Raw genomic sequence first — 14278 nt, 5'->3', positions numbered from 1 at the left:
CCCAGTTGCAGCCAGAGCGCGCCGGCGCCGGCCGCTGCCAGGGCGCGCATCGCGTCCAGATCCGCCTCGGGATCGAGGACCAGGTTGCCGGGCTTTTCCGGGAAACGCGGGGTCGGCTGCACCTCGCCGATGAGCGACAGTGCCGCGCCGCCCTGGGCCCAGCGCGCATAGAGGCGGCGCTGGGCCGGGGTCGGGTTGCCGGTGCCGTCACCCAGCGAATCCGACATCGCCGACTTGGCGATCCGGTGCTTCAGCACCACGCCGCAAGGCAGCGTCAGCGGCTGCCCCAGGATTGCCGCCTGCTCGGATGTGCCCGGGCCCACCGCGCGCCGCCCTATTTTTCCGGGATCAGCCCGCGCGGACTGAACCTGAGCACCAGCAACAGCACCAGCCCCATGGTAAACAGCCGCATATGCGCGGCGCTGTCCATCAGATGCGCCTTCAGCCAAGAGCCGTCGGCCATCCCGGCGGTCAGCAGCTGCATCAGCCAGATCCCCACCGGTTCGACCTGCACCCAGAGATACCAGATCAACATGCCGCCCAGCACCGCGCCGAAATTGTTGCCCGAGCCGCCGACGATCACCATCACCCAGATCAGGAAGGTAAAGCGCAGCGGCTGATAGGTGGTCGGCACCAGCTGGCTGTCCAGCGTGGTCAGCATCGCGCCGGCCAGCCCGCAGACCGCCGAGCCGAGCACGAAGATCTGCAGGTGCCGGCGGGTCACGTCCTTGCCCATCGCCTCGGCGGCGACCTCGTTGTCGCGGATCGCCCGCATCATCCGGCCCCAGGGGCTTTGCAGCGCCATCTGCGCCATCCACAGCAGGATCAGCAGCACCGCCAGGAACAGCAGCGCATAGGCGATCTTGACATAGAGCGTCGAGCCTTCCACCGGGTCGAGCCCGAAGCTGGCGGCGCGTTCGATGAAGCCGGGATTGTTCTGCAGGTCGATCTCGTAGGGCACCGGGCGGGGGATGCCGACCACGTTCTTCACCCCCCGGCTTAACCAGTCCTCGTTTTTCAGCACCGCGATGATGATCTCGGCGATGCCCAGCGTCGCAATCGCCAGGTAATCCGACCGCAGCCCCAGCGCCGTCTTGCCGATGATCCAGGCCGCGCCGGCCGCCAGCAGACCGCCCACCGGCCAGGCAACGATCACCGGCAGGCCCAGCCCGCCGAGATAGCCCAGCAGCGCCGGGTTGATCGCCTCGACCGCCGCCACCGCCGGGTCGAACACCGCGCGGTAGAGGAAAAACCCGGCGACCAGCAGCGCGATCACCGCCAGCACCCTGGCGCGCCCCCGCGCCATCCGCGTCATGATCAGCACCGCGCCAACAATGGTCAGCACCCCGATCAGCAGCGCCAGCAGGATGCGCCATCCACCGGCGCTCCAGGCGCCCGGCGTCGGCTGCATCGACACCAGCACCGAGGCCAGCCCCCCCAGCGCGACAAAGCCCATGATGCCGACATTGAACAGGCCGGCAAAGCCCCATTGCAGGTTCACCCCAATCGACATGATCGCCGAAACCAACCCCATGTTCAGGATCAGCAGCGCGGTGTTCCAACCCTGGGTGAAACCGGTGATCAGGATCAGCACGCCGACAAGGACGAACAGGCCGGTGGTGCGCAGCGTGTCGGTCATACCGCTTTCCCCTTGAACAATCCGGTCGGCTTGAACAGCAACACGATGACGAGAATGCCGAACGAGACCGCGAATTTGTAATCGGTGCTGAGCAGCTGCACCAGCCCCGAGGGTGCCAGCGGATCCGGCATCAGATAGCCCAGCACCTTCTTCCAGGCATAGGTCACCGTCACCTCGGAAAAGGCGACGATAAAGCCGCCGGCAATGGCGCCCAGCGGGCTGCCCAGGCCGCCGACCACCGCCGAGGCGAACATCGGCAGCAGCAGCAGGAAATAGGTGAACGGCTTGAAACTCTTGTCCAGCCCATACAGCACGCCGGCCACCGTGGTCAGCGCCGCGACGATCATCCAGGTCACCATCACAACCCGTTCCGGGTTGATGCCCGACAGCAGCGCCAGGTCCTCGTTATCGGAATAGGCGCGCATCGACTTGCCGGTGCGGGTGCGTTCAAGAAACCAGAACAGCAGCGCCACGCAGATCACCGTGGTCAGCACCGTCAGGCCCTGGCTGGTGCGGATCGCCAGCCCCTCATCCAGCCCCGACCAGGCGCGGAATTCGCGCGCCGAGACCAGGAAGCGCCCGCCATCGGCAAAGTTCTGGTCGTCCGGCCCGATGACAAAGCGCACGATACCGTTCATCATGAACATCACCCCCAGCGAGACGATCACCAGGATCACCGGCTTGGCCTTCTGCTGTCGGTAAAAGCGATAGACCGCGCGGTCGACCAGCAGCATCAGGATCATCGTGCCGAGAATGCCCACCGGCAGGGCCAGCAGCGCGGTGGGCAGCACCCCGAGGGAAATCCCCTGCGCCTGCAGCCCCCAGGTGGCCAGGATGGTGACCATGGCGCCAAAGGCCATGGTGTCGCCATGGGCGAAGTTGGAGAACCGCAAAATGCCGTAAATCAGCGTCACCCCCAGCGCCCCCAGCGCCAGCTGGCTGCCATAGGCAACGGCGGGGACGATGACGAAATTGGCCAGCGCGACCAGGGCGTTGAGCAGGTCCATCAGGCGTTCCCCCCACAGCCGAACGGCGCGTGTCCGGGGCCAGAGCGGCAAGGCCGGAAATTCTGAAGCGCTTGCATTCTCATCCCCCCAGGAAACTCCGCCGCACCTCGTCATCGGCCAGCAGGTCCTTGCCGGTGCCGGTATGGGCGTTGCGCCCCTGCACCAGCACATAGCCCTTGTCGGCGATCTCCAGCGCCTGGCGTGCGTTCTGCTCGACCATCAGGATCGGGATGCCGGTGCGGCTGACCTCGATGATGCGGTCGAACAGCTCGTCCATCACGATCGGGCTGACCCCTGCGGTGGGCTCGTCCAGCATCAGCACCTTGGGTCTGGTCATCAGCGCCCGGCCTACCGCCACCTGCTGGCGCTGACCGCCGGACAGTTCGCCCGCCGCCTGGCGGCGTTTCTCCTTGAGGATCGGGAACAGGTCATAGACCTGCGCCATGGTCGGGCGGAAATCGTCGCGGCGGGTAAAGGCGCCCATCTCCAGGTTTTCCTCTACCGTCAGCGAGGTGAAGATATTGCTGGTCTGCGGCACGAATCCCATGCCGCGCGCCACCCGGTCCTGCGGGCTCAGCGCAGAAATGTCCTCGCCATCCAGCCGCACATGCCCGGCGCGCAGGTCCAGCATGCCAAACACCGCCTTCATCGCGGTGGACTTGCCGGCGCCATTGGGGCCGACGATCACCGCGATCTCACCGGGATTCACCGCGATGGTGCAGTCATGAAGGATATCCGGCCCGCGGCCATAGCCGCCGGTCATGCCTTCGCCGATCAGGAACGGCCCTTCGCCGGCGGGGAAGGTGGCGCCGCTCTTGCGCCAGGGGATCGTGCCGGCGCCCTGCGCATTGGTGATCGAGCGGTCCTTGTTGCCGCGGTCCTCGTGATAGGGGTTGCCGCTCATGCCTCTGCCCCTTGTTTCTTCTCTTGGGCCGAATGATCCGGCGAAGTCCCCGGACCTGTTCCGGGAGAGGCGACCGCGCCGCCAATCCGCAGGCCGTGCCGGACGCAATGCGCCCGCAGGACACGCCTTTGGTTCCCGCCCGCCGTCATGATGGCACCTTGTCGCGATGTTTCAGCCCGGTGCCCAGATAGGCCTCGATCACCTGCTCGTTGGCCTTGATCTGCGCCAGCGTGCCCTCGGCCAGCACCTTGCCCTCGGCCATGCAGATCACCGGATCGCAGAGCCGGCCGATGAAATCCATGTCATGTTCGATCACCACGAAGGTATAGCCGCGTTCGCGGTTCAGCCGCAGGATGGCGTCGCCGATGGTGTTCAGCAGGGTGCGGTTCACCCCGGCGCCAACCTCGTCCAGGAACACGATACGCGCATCCACCATCATGGTGCGGCCCAGTTCCAGCAGCTTTTTCTGCCCGCCCGAGACCTGGCCGGCCTTGTGGTCGGCCAGATGTTCGATGGTCAGAAATTCCAGCACCTCGTCGGCCTTGGCCCGCAGCGCGCGTTCCTCGTCGGCGATGCGGCGGCGGCCGAACCAGGTGTTCCACAAGGATTCGCCCGATTGCCCGCCCGGCACCATCATCAGGTTCTCACGGCAGGTCATCGACGCGAATTCATGGGCGATCTGGAAGGTGCGCAGCAGCCCCTTGTGAAACAGCGTGTGCGGCGGCAGCCCGGTGATATCCTCGCCAGCCATGGTGACCCGCCCGGAGGTCGGTTCCAGCACCCCGGCAATCACGTTGAACAAGGTGGTCTTCCCGGCGCCGTTCGGGCCGATCAGGCCGGTGATCGACCCTTCGGCAATCTTCAGCGTCGCCCCGTCAACGGCATGGAACCCGCCAAAATGTTTGTGCACGTCCTCGACGACGATCATCGCACCCCCTTGGCCGCGCGGCGCGGTGCCGCGGCCTGCAGGCAGCCCGGTCCGGCAGGGCCGGTGCCGGGCTGCCCGGTGTTTATGTCAGCGGAACTTGACGGTGACGTTCTTGCCGTCCTGGACCTCGATCTCGCGATAGCTGCCGGCGCTTTCGCCCGGCCCGATCAGCTCGACCGCCGAGGCGCCGACATAGTCGATCTCCCCGCCGGATTTCAGGATCTCCAGGCCTTTGGCCAGTTCACCGGGGAAGATCTGCTCGCCCGGAGCATTGGCAACCTCGAGGATCTTCGGCCCGTATTCGGCCGGATCGGTCGAACCCGCCGCCTGCATCGCGAACATGAACAGCGCCGCCGCGTCATAGCTTTCCGGGGTATAGGGCGAGGTGGCGTCGAAGGCGTCGCCGGCCATCGCCGTCAGCTTCTCGATGCCTTCCCCGCCGGAACCGGCGATCTGCCCGAACGAACCGTTCAGGTCGGGGCCGACATTGGCGGGCAGGCTGTCGCCGATCATGCCGCCGGGCAGGCCGAAGGTGTCGAAGGCACCGCTGTCCAGCGCGGCGCGGATGATGCCCAGCCCGCCCTGGTCAAGATAGCCGGCCACCACCAGAATATCGCCGCCGGCCGAGGCCAGCGCGCCGACTTCGGCCGAGTAATCGGCCTTGCCGTCTTCATGCGCGGCCGAGATGGTCACTTCACCGCCCGCGGCTTCGAAATTGGTCTTGATCGCGTCGGCCAGGCCCTTGCCGTAATCGTTGTTGGTATAGGTCAGCGCAATTGACTCGATGCCGCGATCTTGCAGCACCTCGGTCATCACCTGGCCTTCGCGCGCGTCCGAGGGGGCGGTGCGGAAAAACAGGTCATTGTCCTCGACGGTGGACAGGCCGGGCGAGGTGGCCGAGGGCGAGATCATCACCATGCCGTTGGGAATCGCCACGTTCTGCAGCACCGCGCCGGTCACGCCCGAGCAGTCGCCGCCGATGATGCCGGCAACGCCATCGGCGATCAGCCGTTCGGCATTCGAGGTGGCCAGGCCGTTGTCGATGCAGCCGGTATCGGCGCGCACCGGCGTCACCGTGGCCCCGTCGAGCAGGGCGCCGCTGTCGCTGACTTCCTTGATCGCCAGTTCGGCGCCTTTCGCCATCGGCTCGGCCAGCGACTCGATCGGGCCGGTGAAGCCGACCAGGATCCCCAGCTTGACCTCCTGGGCCGCGCCGGCGGAGGCTACCAGCGCGCAGGCGGCGCTGGCCAAAAGCAGCTTTTTCATCAGTTTACTCCCATGTTGGATCTTGAACGTCCTGAATCGAGCCTAGGCGAGGCCGAAAAAAAGTAAAGTCTCAAGGCGCTTGCCGCTGGGGCAGGGCCTTCGATAGCCGCGGCGTCGCGCCCGGATCTGTGCAAGTTGGCGGCAATTCGCAGCGCGCCAGCGGGGGGACGGCGGGCAAGCGTTGTCGACCCGTATCGACCCATCCCGTTGATGGCATTTGCCGCGTGCCACGGGTTAGATCGACAGGCGTGTGGCGTGGCTGCCGCGTTCGCGATAGGGGGTGGTGTCGTAATGCGCGCGGTAGCATTTGGAGAAATGCGAGGGCGAGGCAAAGCCGCAGGACAGCGCCACGTTGATCACGCTCATATCGGTTTGCATCAGCAGGTTGCGCGCCTTCTGCAACCGCAGTTCCATGTAATAGCGCTTGGGCGAGCGGTTCAGATAGCGGCGGAACAGCCGCTCCAGTTGGCGTGTCGACATGCCGACATCGCGGGCCAGGATCGCCGGGCTGATCGGCTCCTCGATATTGCTCTCCATCATCTGGATCACCTGGCTCAGCTTGGGGTGGCGCACGCCGATGCGGGTGGGCACCGACAGGCGCTGGGTGTCCTGGTCGGTGCGGATCGAGGAATAGATCAGCTGGTCGGCCACCGCATTGGCCAGGTCCTCGCCATGGTGATCGGCGATCAGCTTCAGCATCAGGTCGATCGACGAGGTGCCGCCGGCGGTGGTCATCCGGTTGCCGTCGATCACGAAGACCGACTTGGTCAGTTCCACCTCGTCGAACTCCTCGGCGAAGCTGTCGGAATTTTCCCAGTGGATGGTGGCGCGCTTGTTGTCCAGCAGCCCGGCCTTGGCCAGCGAAAAGGCGGCGGTGCACAGGCCGCCGATCATCAGCCCCTTGCGGGCCTCGCGCCGCATCCAGCCCAGCAGGCGGCGCGAGGTGGCGGCCTGGATATCGATGCCGCCGCAGATCATGATGGTGTCGTCGCGGCCCAGCTCTTCCAGATCGCCATCGACATTGAACAGCGTGCCTGCCGAACAGCTGACCGGGGCGCCGGTCTCGCTGACCAGCCGCCAGGAATACAGCTTGCGGTCGGCCATGCGGTTGGCAATGCGCAGGCTTTCCAGCGCCGAGGCAAAGCTGAGCATGGTGAAGTTCTCCAGCAGGACGAAGACGAACTGCCGGGGTTTGGTGGTGTCGGTGACCACGTCGACAATTTGCCGTTGCGCTTGCATTCCGTGCACGTCCTTACCGGGGCCCGCCGAACGGGCGGGCGCGCCCGCCGCCACCTTGGTCAAAGCATATGAGCGACGTCAAGTGGCCGCATTTGTTATATGGCCACGGGCGGCCGGCTTTTGTATAAGGGGTGTTCCAATTCGAATTCGGAGATCAGGGCAATGGGCGATTGGCACAAGACGGACTGGCGCGCGAAACCGCGGGTGCAGATGCCGGACTATACCGACATAGCCGCCTTGCAGGCGGTCGAAGCAAAGCTGTCGAAATATCCGCCGCTGGTCTTCGCCGGCGAGGCGCGGCGGCTTAAGCGCCACCTGGGCGCGGCGGCGCGGGGCGAGGCGTTCCTGCTGCAGGGTGGCGATTGCGCCGAGGCCTTCGATCAGTTCAGTGCCGATGCGATCCGCGACACCTTCAAGGTGATGCTGCAGATGGCGATGGTGCTGACCTATGCCGCCAAGGTGCCGGTGATCAAGGTCGGCCGCATGGCCGGCCAGTTCGCCAAGCCGCGCAGTGCGCCGACCGAAACGGTGGACGGCCTGGAACTGCCCAGCTATCGCGGCGATATCATCAACGAACTGGCCTTTACACCCGAGGCGCGGATTCCGGACCCGGCGAAGATGCTGCAGGCCTATACGCAGGCCGCTGCCACGCTGAACCTGCTACGGGCCTTTTCCACCGGGGGTTATGCCGATGTGCACCAGGTCCATGCCTGGACCTTGGGCTTTACCGAAAGCGAGAAGGCCGAGAAGTATCGCGACATGGCCAACCGGATTTCCGACACGCTGGATTTCATGTCGGCGGCCGGAGTCAGCCAGGATGCGGCCCACACCCTGCAAACGGTGGAGTTCTACACCAGCCACGAAGCGCTGCTGTTGGAATATGAAGAGGCGCTGACGCGGCTGGATTCGACCTCGGGCAAGTGGCTTGCGGGGTCGGGCCACATGGTCTGGATCGGCGACCGCACCCGCCAGCCCGATGGCGCCCATGTCGAGTTCTGCCGCGGCGTGCAGAACCCGATCGGGCTGAAATGCGGCCCCAGCCTGACACCGGAGGAGCTGAAGGTGCTGATGGCGCGGCTGAACCCCGAAAACGAGGCCGGGCGGCTAACGCTGATCGCGCGGTTCGGGGCGGGCAAGGCAGGCGACCACCTGCCGCGGCTGATCCGAGCGGTGCGCGAAGAGGGCGCCAACGTGGTCTGGGTCTGCGACCCGATGCATGGCAACACGGTCAAGACCAATTCCGGCTACAAAACCCGGTTCTTCAACGCGATCCTGCAGGAAGTGCGCGAGTTCTTCGCCATCCATGCGGCGGAAAACACGGTGCCGGGCGGGGTGCATTTCGAGATGACGGGAACCGACGTGACCGAATGCACCGGCGGCGTGCGCGCGGTGCTGGAAGAGAACCTGTCAGACCGCTATCACACCGCCTGCGATCCGCGCCTGAATGCCAGCCAGGCGCTGGAACTGGCCTTCCTGGTGGCCGGTGAATTGTCCAACCTGCGCCTGGCGCGCGAGACCCGCGCCACCGGCTGAGGGCTCAGTTGGCGACCGTGAAGCGCACGGTCGCCTGCGTCACCCGTTGCTGCGCGTCGCGGATGCTGACCCGCAGCGCATGGTCGCCCTGGGGCAGTTCCGCACCGCGGGCGCGCAGCCGCGCGCCGGCAATGGCGGCATGGCGCATGATCCGATTGGTGACGTTCACCCAGGCCGGGCCGAGGCGATAGTCGATCCGCAGCGTCGACATGTCCACGGCGACCCCGTCGCGCGGGGAGACGCGGATGTCGAAATCGACCGGCGAGCGCAGGGTAAATCCCTGTGGCGCGGCGATCTGAATCTGCGGGCCGGCATTGGACTGGATCGCGATCGAGCGGACCGCGCCCGAGCCGATGCTTTCGTATTGCATTTGTTCCTCGGGGGTCAGCAGGGCAAAGCTCGGCGTTTGTGCCCCGGCGCGCGGCCCCGGCGCGACCATGCCAAGGGCAAGGGCGACCGCGGCGGCAACGACTATCCTGACTGGACGTCTGGTCATTGCGCTGCTCCGGAATCGGGAAAGCGGCGCCAGTGTAGCAGAAAATGCGCCGAATTTGGAGGGTCAGTCGCCGGTCTTGACCAGCCGTAGATGCGGTGCACCGCGATAGGGCGGCGCTGGCGGCGCGGCAAAGCCCGGCGTCGTCTTGGCGATGGCGGCCGGGGCGGCTTGGTCGCTCTGTCGGCGGCCCGAGACCGGGCGCAGCCAGCTGCCGGTGATCTCGAAGCGCACTGCGCCATGGCCCCGGACGGGCGTGTCGGCGACCAGCACGCCGAGGGCGCGGCTGATCTCTCCCAGTTCGGTCTTTAGCGGCAGCAGCAGCATGCGCGCCTCGAAGGTCGGATGTGCGGGGCGGGCTTCGCTGATCAGAGAGAATTCGGCAACCGCTGGCGTGTCGAACAGGGATTGCAGGTCTTTGCCGATGCGGTGGCGTGCTTTAGGGGTGACCAGCACAGATAGCGGCATGCCGCGCAGATCGGTGCCAGCCAAACGCTGTAGCGTTTGACCGGCAAGGCGGAACCGGGCGATGGACGGGGCGATGCGTTCCAGCACGAAGGTATGCGGGAGCAGGTTTTCCAACCCGCGTGGATCGACCTGGTCGCGCTCGGGAATGCCGCTGCCCTGGCGCAACGCCGTCCAATAGGCTTCGGCCTGGTGGATCGGCGACAGGCTTTTGCCGCTGCGAAAGCGCCGCATCTGGACAATGGTATCTTGTCCCGGCTTGTCCGTTTCGCTGTTGTTCGTCATCGTCCAACCTCCGCCTGCACCCGGCATGCACTGCGGGCCCTGCGGGATCCTGAGGTTGGTCCCGGACCGGTTTGCACGGCGCAGGCCCAGACCAAAGGTGCCACGAATTCAGTTAAAATTAGAGAATTTCCTTAACCAATGGTTAACGGAGCGGAGATTTCGGCGGCATGGGGGGGCGCCGCCCTTGGGGTTGCCCTGATCGGTCGTATGGCATTAGGTGCGCCCAACCCAGGCCGCGTGCGGCCCAAACAGGAGTGAGGGTGCGAATGATCCGGTCGATGACCAGTTTTGCCTCGGGCAAGGGGGCGCTGGGGGCCTATAGCTGGAGCTGCGAGCTGCGCAGCGTCAATGCCAAGGGGCTGGACCTGCGCCTGCGCGTGCCCGATTGGCTGGACGGTCTGGAAGCGGCGCTGCGGGCCGATCTGGGCAAGGCGTTGAACCGGGGCAATGTCACCCTGTCGCTAAAGGTCAGCCGCGATGAGGGCGGCGGCACGCTGGCGCTGAACCCGGCGGCAATGGCGGCGGTGCTGGATGCGCTGACGGCGCTGGAGGCCGAGGCATTGGAACGCGGCCTGACCCTGGCACCGACCAGCGCGGGCGAGCTGCTGGCACAGCGCGGCATGATGGAGGCCGCCAGCGCCGAGGATGACACCGCGCCGCTGAGCGCCGCGATCCGCGCTGCGTTTCCGGCCCTGCTGGAGGCCTTTCTGCAGATGCGCCGCGACGAAGGTGCGGCGCTGGCCGAGGTGCTGGCCGGGCAGATCAGCCGGATCGAGGAACTGACCGCGACCGCCGCCACCCTGGCCGAGGCGCGCAAGGAGGCTATGGCCGAGACCCTGAAGAGCAACCTGGCCCGCGTGCTGGACAGCCCCGCCGGCGCCGATCCGGACCGGGTGGCGCAGGAACTGGCATTGATCGCGGTCAAGGCCGACGTGACCGAGGAACTGGACCGCCTGGGCGCGCATGTGCGCGCGGCGCAGGACCTGCTGGCCAAGGGCGGGCCGGTGGGGCGCAAGCTGGATTTCCTGATGCAGGAGTTCAACCGCGAGGCCAATACCCTGTGTTCCAAGTCGCAATCCAGCGATCTGACCGCCGTGGGGCTCGAGCTGAAGGCGGTGATCGACCAGATGCGCGAGCAGGTGCAGAACGTCGAATGAACAGCGGGCAGGATACCGATATGAGCGCAAGACGCGGCCTTCTGATCATCCTCAGTTCGCCCTCCGGGGCGGGCAAATCGACCCTGGCGCGGCGGCTGCGCAGCTGGGATCCGGCGATTGCCTTTTCGATCAGCGCCACCACCCGCGCGGCACGTCCGGGCGAACAGGACGGGCGCGATTACCACTTTGTGTCCGAATCCGCGTTCAAGGCGCAGGTGAAGGCGGGCGCGATGCTGGAACATGCCCATGTCTTCGGCAATTTCTACGGCTCGCCGCAGGCGCCGGTGCAGGCGGCCATCGAGGCCGGGCGCGACGTGCTGTTCGACATCGACTGGCAGGGTGCGCAACAGATCCAGAACTCGGCGCTGGGGCCGCATACCCTGTCGATCTTCCTGTTGCCGCCCTCGATTGCCGAACTGCGCCGCCGCCTGATCGGCCGCGGCCAGGACGACGAAGCCACCATCGCCCGGCGGATGCAAAAAAGCTGGGACGAGATCAGCCATTGGGGCGGCTATGACTTTGTCCTGATCAATGACGATCTGGACGCAACCGAAGCAAAGCTTAAAACCATTGTCACCGCCACCCGCCTGCGCCGCGAACAGCAGCCGCGCCTGAACGCGCATGTGCGCACCCTGCAGGCCGAATTCGAGGAGTTGCCATGACCATCTATGCGTTGGGGGCGGTTGCGCCGCAGATTCACCCCGATACCTGGGTTGCGCCCGATGCCAATGTGATCGGCAAGGTGGTGCTGGAAGAAGGCTCCAGCGTTTGGTTCGGCGCCACCCTGCGCGGCGACAATGAAGAGATACGGATCGGTGCGGGCAGCAATGTGCAGGAAAACTGCGTGTTGCATACCGATATGGGCTATCCGCTGACCATCGGCGCCAATTGCACCATCGGCCACAAGGTCATGCTGCATGGCTGCACCATCGGGGAGAACTCGCTGATCGGCATGGGAGCAACCGTGCTGAACGGTGCGAAAATCGGCAAGTTTTGCCTGATTGGCGCCGGTGCGCTGGTGACCGAGGGCAAGGAGATTCCGGACGGTTCGGTGGTGATGGGCGCCCCGGGCCGGGTGGTGAAGGAGCTGGACGAGGCCGCGCGCAAGCGGCTGACGGCCGGTACATTGCACTACCAGGAGAACATGCGCCGCTATCGCGACGCGCTGCGCAGCCTCTAGCAGGCCTCTGCCATCCACAGGCGGTGCCCGCAAATGCGGCACTGGAACCGGCCGCATCGGCGTGGTCCTGCCGGTCGCTTCTGCCTGCGCTTGTCGGGTCTGGCCAACTCGGCTAGCCCTCGGACCAACCGAGGGGAGCAGAGGCGAAAACAGGTGAAGCATTTATTTTACCGAAGGCGCAAATTTTTCGACGATGATTTTGATTGGGACACTTACGGTCAGGGCACTTCCGAGCGGCGGCTGAAACGCGCCGTCCGCCCGATGGCGGCGCTGGGCCAGCTGAGTTTCGATCCCGAAAGCGGCACGGTGCAGTCCGGCGCGGGCGAGGTGCACCCCAACCAGCAGTTGATCCTGGAAGCCATCGGCAAGCTGCAGCCCGCCACGGTGCACGAGGTCGGCTGTGGTGGCGGCACCCATCTGGCGACGGCGAAATCGCTGTTCCCGGCCATCGGCTTTACCGGCGGCGATCGTGGCGCGGGCCAGTTGGAGCTGGCGATTGAACAGCATCCCGAGCTGAAGGGGCACCTGGGCCTGCAGGATGTCACCATGCCGTTCTGCCACCAGTGGCCACGGGCCGAGCTGGTCTTTACCCAGGCGGTGCTGATGCATATCCACACCGCCGTCAGCCATTTCGTGGCGCTGTCCAACATCGTGCGGCAGGCGCAGAAATTCGTGCTGCTGGTGGAAAACTACCAGTGCCACAATTTTGTCCGCGACATCGAAACCCTGTACGAGACCGGCCACCTGGCCTGGGAACACCTGTCGATCCACCGGATCGACGGCTCGGGCGGGGCGCGCGGCATTCTGCTGTCCAAGACGCCGCTGGACCTGCCGGTGCTGCGCACCGATTTGCAGATCCGCGATGGCGATGAACCATCGATCCGCCGCCTGATGCGCGCGGACGAGGGCAGCCTGCGCGGCTTGTTCGGGTTCGACCCGGCCTGACACCTGACGGTCGCGCAAGCCGGATTTTTACCCTATCCCTGTATTGGGCGTGACAGAGTTCACAGCCCGCCGAGGCAGTTGCGCGCAGATTAAGCGCGGTGGCCGACGCAACAGGAGGGAAACACGTGACCGCGGTGACCCGGACCGGACCCACGACCGAGCCGTTTTCCGGCTGGCTGTCCAGCCATCACTGGCGGCCTTCACAGCTGAGTTTCGGCTTTCCCGCCGATGGCAGTTCCTATTCCTACCAGGACCCCGGGGATGTGCGCCCGCTTGCTCCGGCACAGCAGGACGCGGTGCGCGCCGCGCTGGCCCAGATTGCCGCCGTCACCGGGCTGCGTTTTGACGAGCTCAGCGACCCGCTTGCCGGCACCGCGACCCTGCGCTTTGCGCGCGAGGTCGGGCTGGCGGGGGGGTATGCCTACCTGCCGGAGCGTGACGAGACCGGGGGCGATGCGTTTTTCGGCGCGGGCACGACACAGCCGGTTGCCGGCAACGAGGCCAACCTGTTTTTCATTCACGAGATCGGCCACGCCATGGGGCTGAACCACGGGCATGAGGCGCCGGGATTTTTCCAGAGCCGGCTGGATTCGCAGGAATTCACCATCATGACCTACAGCGACTATGTGGGCGATGCCGAGATCGAGTCTTATGACAGCGGCCCGGTGGACTGGGCGCAAAGTTACATGCAGCTGGACATCGCGGCGCTGCAATTTCTTTACGGCGCCAATTATGCCAGCTTCGGCGAGCTGTGGAGCGGCGACACCGTCTATCGTTTTGACCCGGCCAGCGGCGAGATGAGCGTCAATGGCGTGGGGCAGGGGGCGCCCGCCGGCAACCGGATCTTCCGCACCATCTGGGACGGCGATGGCGTGGATACCTATGATCTCGCCAATTACGGCACCAATCTGGACATCGACCTGGCCCCCGGCGGGTGGTCGACCTTTTCCGCCATGCAGTTGGCCGACCTCGACCGGTTCAGCACTGCGCAAGACCGTGTCGCGCGGGGCAACCTGGCCAATGCGCGGCTGGTGCAGGGGGATCAGCGAGCGCTGATCGAGAACGCCACCGGCGGCAGCGGCGATGACACCATCCGCGGCAATGCCGCCGACAACACCCTGCGCGGCCGCGCTGGCGAGGACAGCCTGTTCGGCCGTGCAGGGGCCGACCGGTTGTTCGGCGGCCTTGGCGCGGATGATCTGGCCGGCGGCGCCCAGGCTGACCGGCTGCAGGGTGG

Annotated in this window: 14 protein-coding genes and 1 pseudogene; 6 read left to right on the top strand and 9 right to left on the bottom strand. The window is 65.9% G+C overall.

All coding sequences use genetic code 11. The features are described from left to right. The 7 genes and pseudogenes from CVM52_RS18370 to CVM52_RS18340 all read right to left on the bottom strand — a co-directional run. A pseudogene (locus CVM52_RS18370) lies at window positions 1-323 on the bottom strand (oxidoreductase); the annotation flags it as partial. Between the two features lie 11 nt (window positions 324-334). After that, window positions 335-1639, bottom strand: coding sequence for a branched-chain amino acid ABC transporter permease (locus CVM52_RS18365; RefSeq protein WP_100163889.1), 1305 nt, complete (start codon window positions 1637-1639; stop codon window positions 335-337). Then, window positions 1636-2646 (bottom strand): branched-chain amino acid ABC transporter permease, encoded by a 1011-nt coding sequence (locus tag CVM52_RS18360; RefSeq protein ID WP_100163888.1) that lies wholly within the window; start codon window positions 2644-2646, stop codon window positions 1636-1638. Before CVM52_RS18360 ends, CVM52_RS18365 begins: the two co-directional genes overlap by 4 nt. 79 nt (window positions 2647-2725) lie before the next feature. Beyond that, window positions 2726-3550 (bottom strand): ABC transporter ATP-binding protein, encoded by an 825-nt coding sequence (locus CVM52_RS18355; RefSeq protein WP_100163887.1) that lies wholly within the window; start codon window positions 3548-3550, stop codon window positions 2726-2728. Between the two features lie 145 nt (window positions 3551-3695). Next, complete coding sequence (locus CVM52_RS18350) at window positions 3696-4478, bottom strand: ABC transporter ATP-binding protein (protein ID WP_100163886.1); 783 nt, start codon at window positions 4476-4478, stop codon at window positions 3696-3698. 87 nt (window positions 4479-4565) lie between these two features. Beyond that, window positions 4566-5744: an ABC transporter substrate-binding protein gene (locus tag CVM52_RS18345; protein WP_100163885.1), complete on the bottom strand. Its 1179-nt coding sequence runs from the start codon at window positions 5742-5744 to the stop codon at window positions 4566-4568. A 234-nt stretch (window positions 5745-5978) separates the two neighbouring features. Next, window positions 5979-6983: a GlxA family transcriptional regulator gene (locus CVM52_RS18340; protein ID WP_100163893.1), complete on the bottom strand. Its 1005-nt coding sequence runs from the start codon at window positions 6981-6983 to the stop codon at window positions 5979-5981. 162 nt (window positions 6984-7145) lie between these two features. On the opposite strand from CVM52_RS18340, the gene CVM52_RS18335 reads away from it, so the two are divergent. Beyond that, window positions 7146-8516 carry a class II 3-deoxy-7-phosphoheptulonate synthase gene (locus CVM52_RS18335; RefSeq protein WP_100163884.1) on the top strand — a complete coding sequence of 457 codons (1371 nt, stop codon included), beginning with the start codon at window positions 7146-7148 and terminating at the stop codon, window positions 8514-8516. Window positions 8517-8520: 4 nt separating this feature from the next. Here CVM52_RS18335 and CVM52_RS18330 read toward each other — a convergent pair whose 3' ends face one another. Next, window positions 8521-9012, bottom strand: coding sequence for a hypothetical protein (locus CVM52_RS18330; RefSeq protein ID WP_133119898.1), 492 nt, complete (start codon window positions 9010-9012; stop codon window positions 8521-8523). Between the two features lie 63 nt (window positions 9013-9075). After that, window positions 9076-9759, bottom strand: coding sequence for a PAS domain-containing protein (locus CVM52_RS18325; RefSeq protein WP_240620996.1), 684 nt, complete (start codon window positions 9757-9759; stop codon window positions 9076-9078). Between the two features lie 266 nt (window positions 9760-10025). On the opposite strand from CVM52_RS18325, the gene CVM52_RS18320 reads away from it, so the two are divergent. The 5 genes from CVM52_RS18320 to CVM52_RS26695 form a co-directional block, all read left to right on the top strand. Continuing rightward, window positions 10026-10916 carry a YicC/YloC family endoribonuclease gene (locus CVM52_RS18320; protein WP_100163882.1) on the top strand — a complete coding sequence of 297 codons (891 nt, stop codon included), beginning with the start codon at window positions 10026-10028 and terminating at the stop codon, window positions 10914-10916. Window positions 10917-10936: 20 nt separating this feature from the next. Next, on the top strand, window positions 10937-11578 hold the full coding sequence (gene gmk, locus CVM52_RS18315; protein WP_100163891.1) for a guanylate kinase: 642 nt from the start codon (window positions 10937-10939) through the stop codon (window positions 11576-11578). Next, a complete protein-coding gene (locus CVM52_RS18310; protein ID WP_100163881.1) occupies window positions 11575-12096 on the top strand; it encodes a gamma carbonic anhydrase family protein in 522 nt (173 codons plus the stop codon). Before gmk ends, CVM52_RS18310 begins: the two co-directional genes overlap by 4 nt. 153 nt (window positions 12097-12249) lie before the next feature. Further along, complete coding sequence (locus CVM52_RS18305) at window positions 12250-13041, top strand: hypothetical protein (RefSeq protein ID WP_100163880.1); 792 nt, start codon at window positions 12250-12252, stop codon at window positions 13039-13041. A gap of 125 nt (window positions 13042-13166) precedes the next feature. Further along, the coding region (locus CVM52_RS26695; RefSeq protein ID WP_133119897.1) for a M10 family metallopeptidase at window positions 13167-14278 on the top strand (1112 nt) is incomplete at its 3' end.

It is taken from the genome of Pseudooceanicola lipolyticus (assembly GCF_002786325.1).
GTDB classification, from domain to species: Bacteria; Pseudomonadota; Alphaproteobacteria; order Rhodobacterales; family Rhodobacteraceae; genus Pseudooceanicola_C; species Pseudooceanicola_C lipolyticus.
This window is presented reverse-complemented; position numbering and strand designations above follow the sequence as displayed.

Excerpts from the sequence above, each read along its gene's own strand:
- CVM52_RS18365 (WP_100163889.1), bottom strand. The coding sequence starts at position 1,639 with ATGACCGACACGCTGCGCACCACCGGCCTGTTCGTCCTTGTCGGCGTG.
- CVM52_RS18360 (WP_100163888.1), bottom strand. The coding sequence starts at position 2,646 with ATGGACCTGCTCAACGCCCTGGTCGCGCTGGCCAATTTCGTCATCGTC.
- CVM52_RS18355 (WP_100163887.1), bottom strand. The coding sequence starts at position 3,550 with ATGAGCGGCAACCCCTATCACGAGGACCGCGGCAACAAGGACCGCTCG.
- CVM52_RS18350 (WP_100163886.1), bottom strand. The coding sequence starts at position 4,478 with ATGATCGTCGTCGAGGACGTGCACAAACATTTTGGCGGGTTCCATGCC.
- CVM52_RS18345 (WP_100163885.1), bottom strand. The coding sequence starts at position 5,744 with ATGAAAAAGCTGCTTTTGGCCAGCGCCGCCTGCGCGCTGGTAGCCTCC.
- CVM52_RS18340 (WP_100163893.1), bottom strand. The coding sequence starts at position 6,983 with ATGCAAGCGCAACGGCAAATTGTCGACGTGGTCACCGACACCACCAAA.
- CVM52_RS18335 (WP_100163884.1), top strand. The coding sequence starts at position 7,146 with ATGGGCGATTGGCACAAGACGGACTGGCGCGCGAAACCGCGGGTGCAG.
- CVM52_RS18330 (WP_133119898.1), bottom strand. The coding sequence starts at position 9,012 with ATGACCAGACGTCCAGTCAGGATAGTCGTTGCCGCCGCGGTCGCCCTT.
- CVM52_RS18325 (WP_240620996.1), bottom strand. The coding sequence starts at position 9,759 with ATGACGAACAACAGCGAAACGGACAAGCCGGGACAAGATACCATTGTC.
- CVM52_RS18320 (WP_100163882.1), top strand. The coding sequence starts at position 10,026 with ATGATCCGGTCGATGACCAGTTTTGCCTCGGGCAAGGGGGCGCTGGGG.
- gmk (WP_100163891.1), top strand. The coding sequence starts at position 10,937 with ATGAGCGCAAGACGCGGCCTTCTGATCATCCTCAGTTCGCCCTCCGGG.
- CVM52_RS18310 (WP_100163881.1), top strand. The coding sequence starts at position 11,575 with ATGACCATCTATGCGTTGGGGGCGGTTGCGCCGCAGATTCACCCCGAT.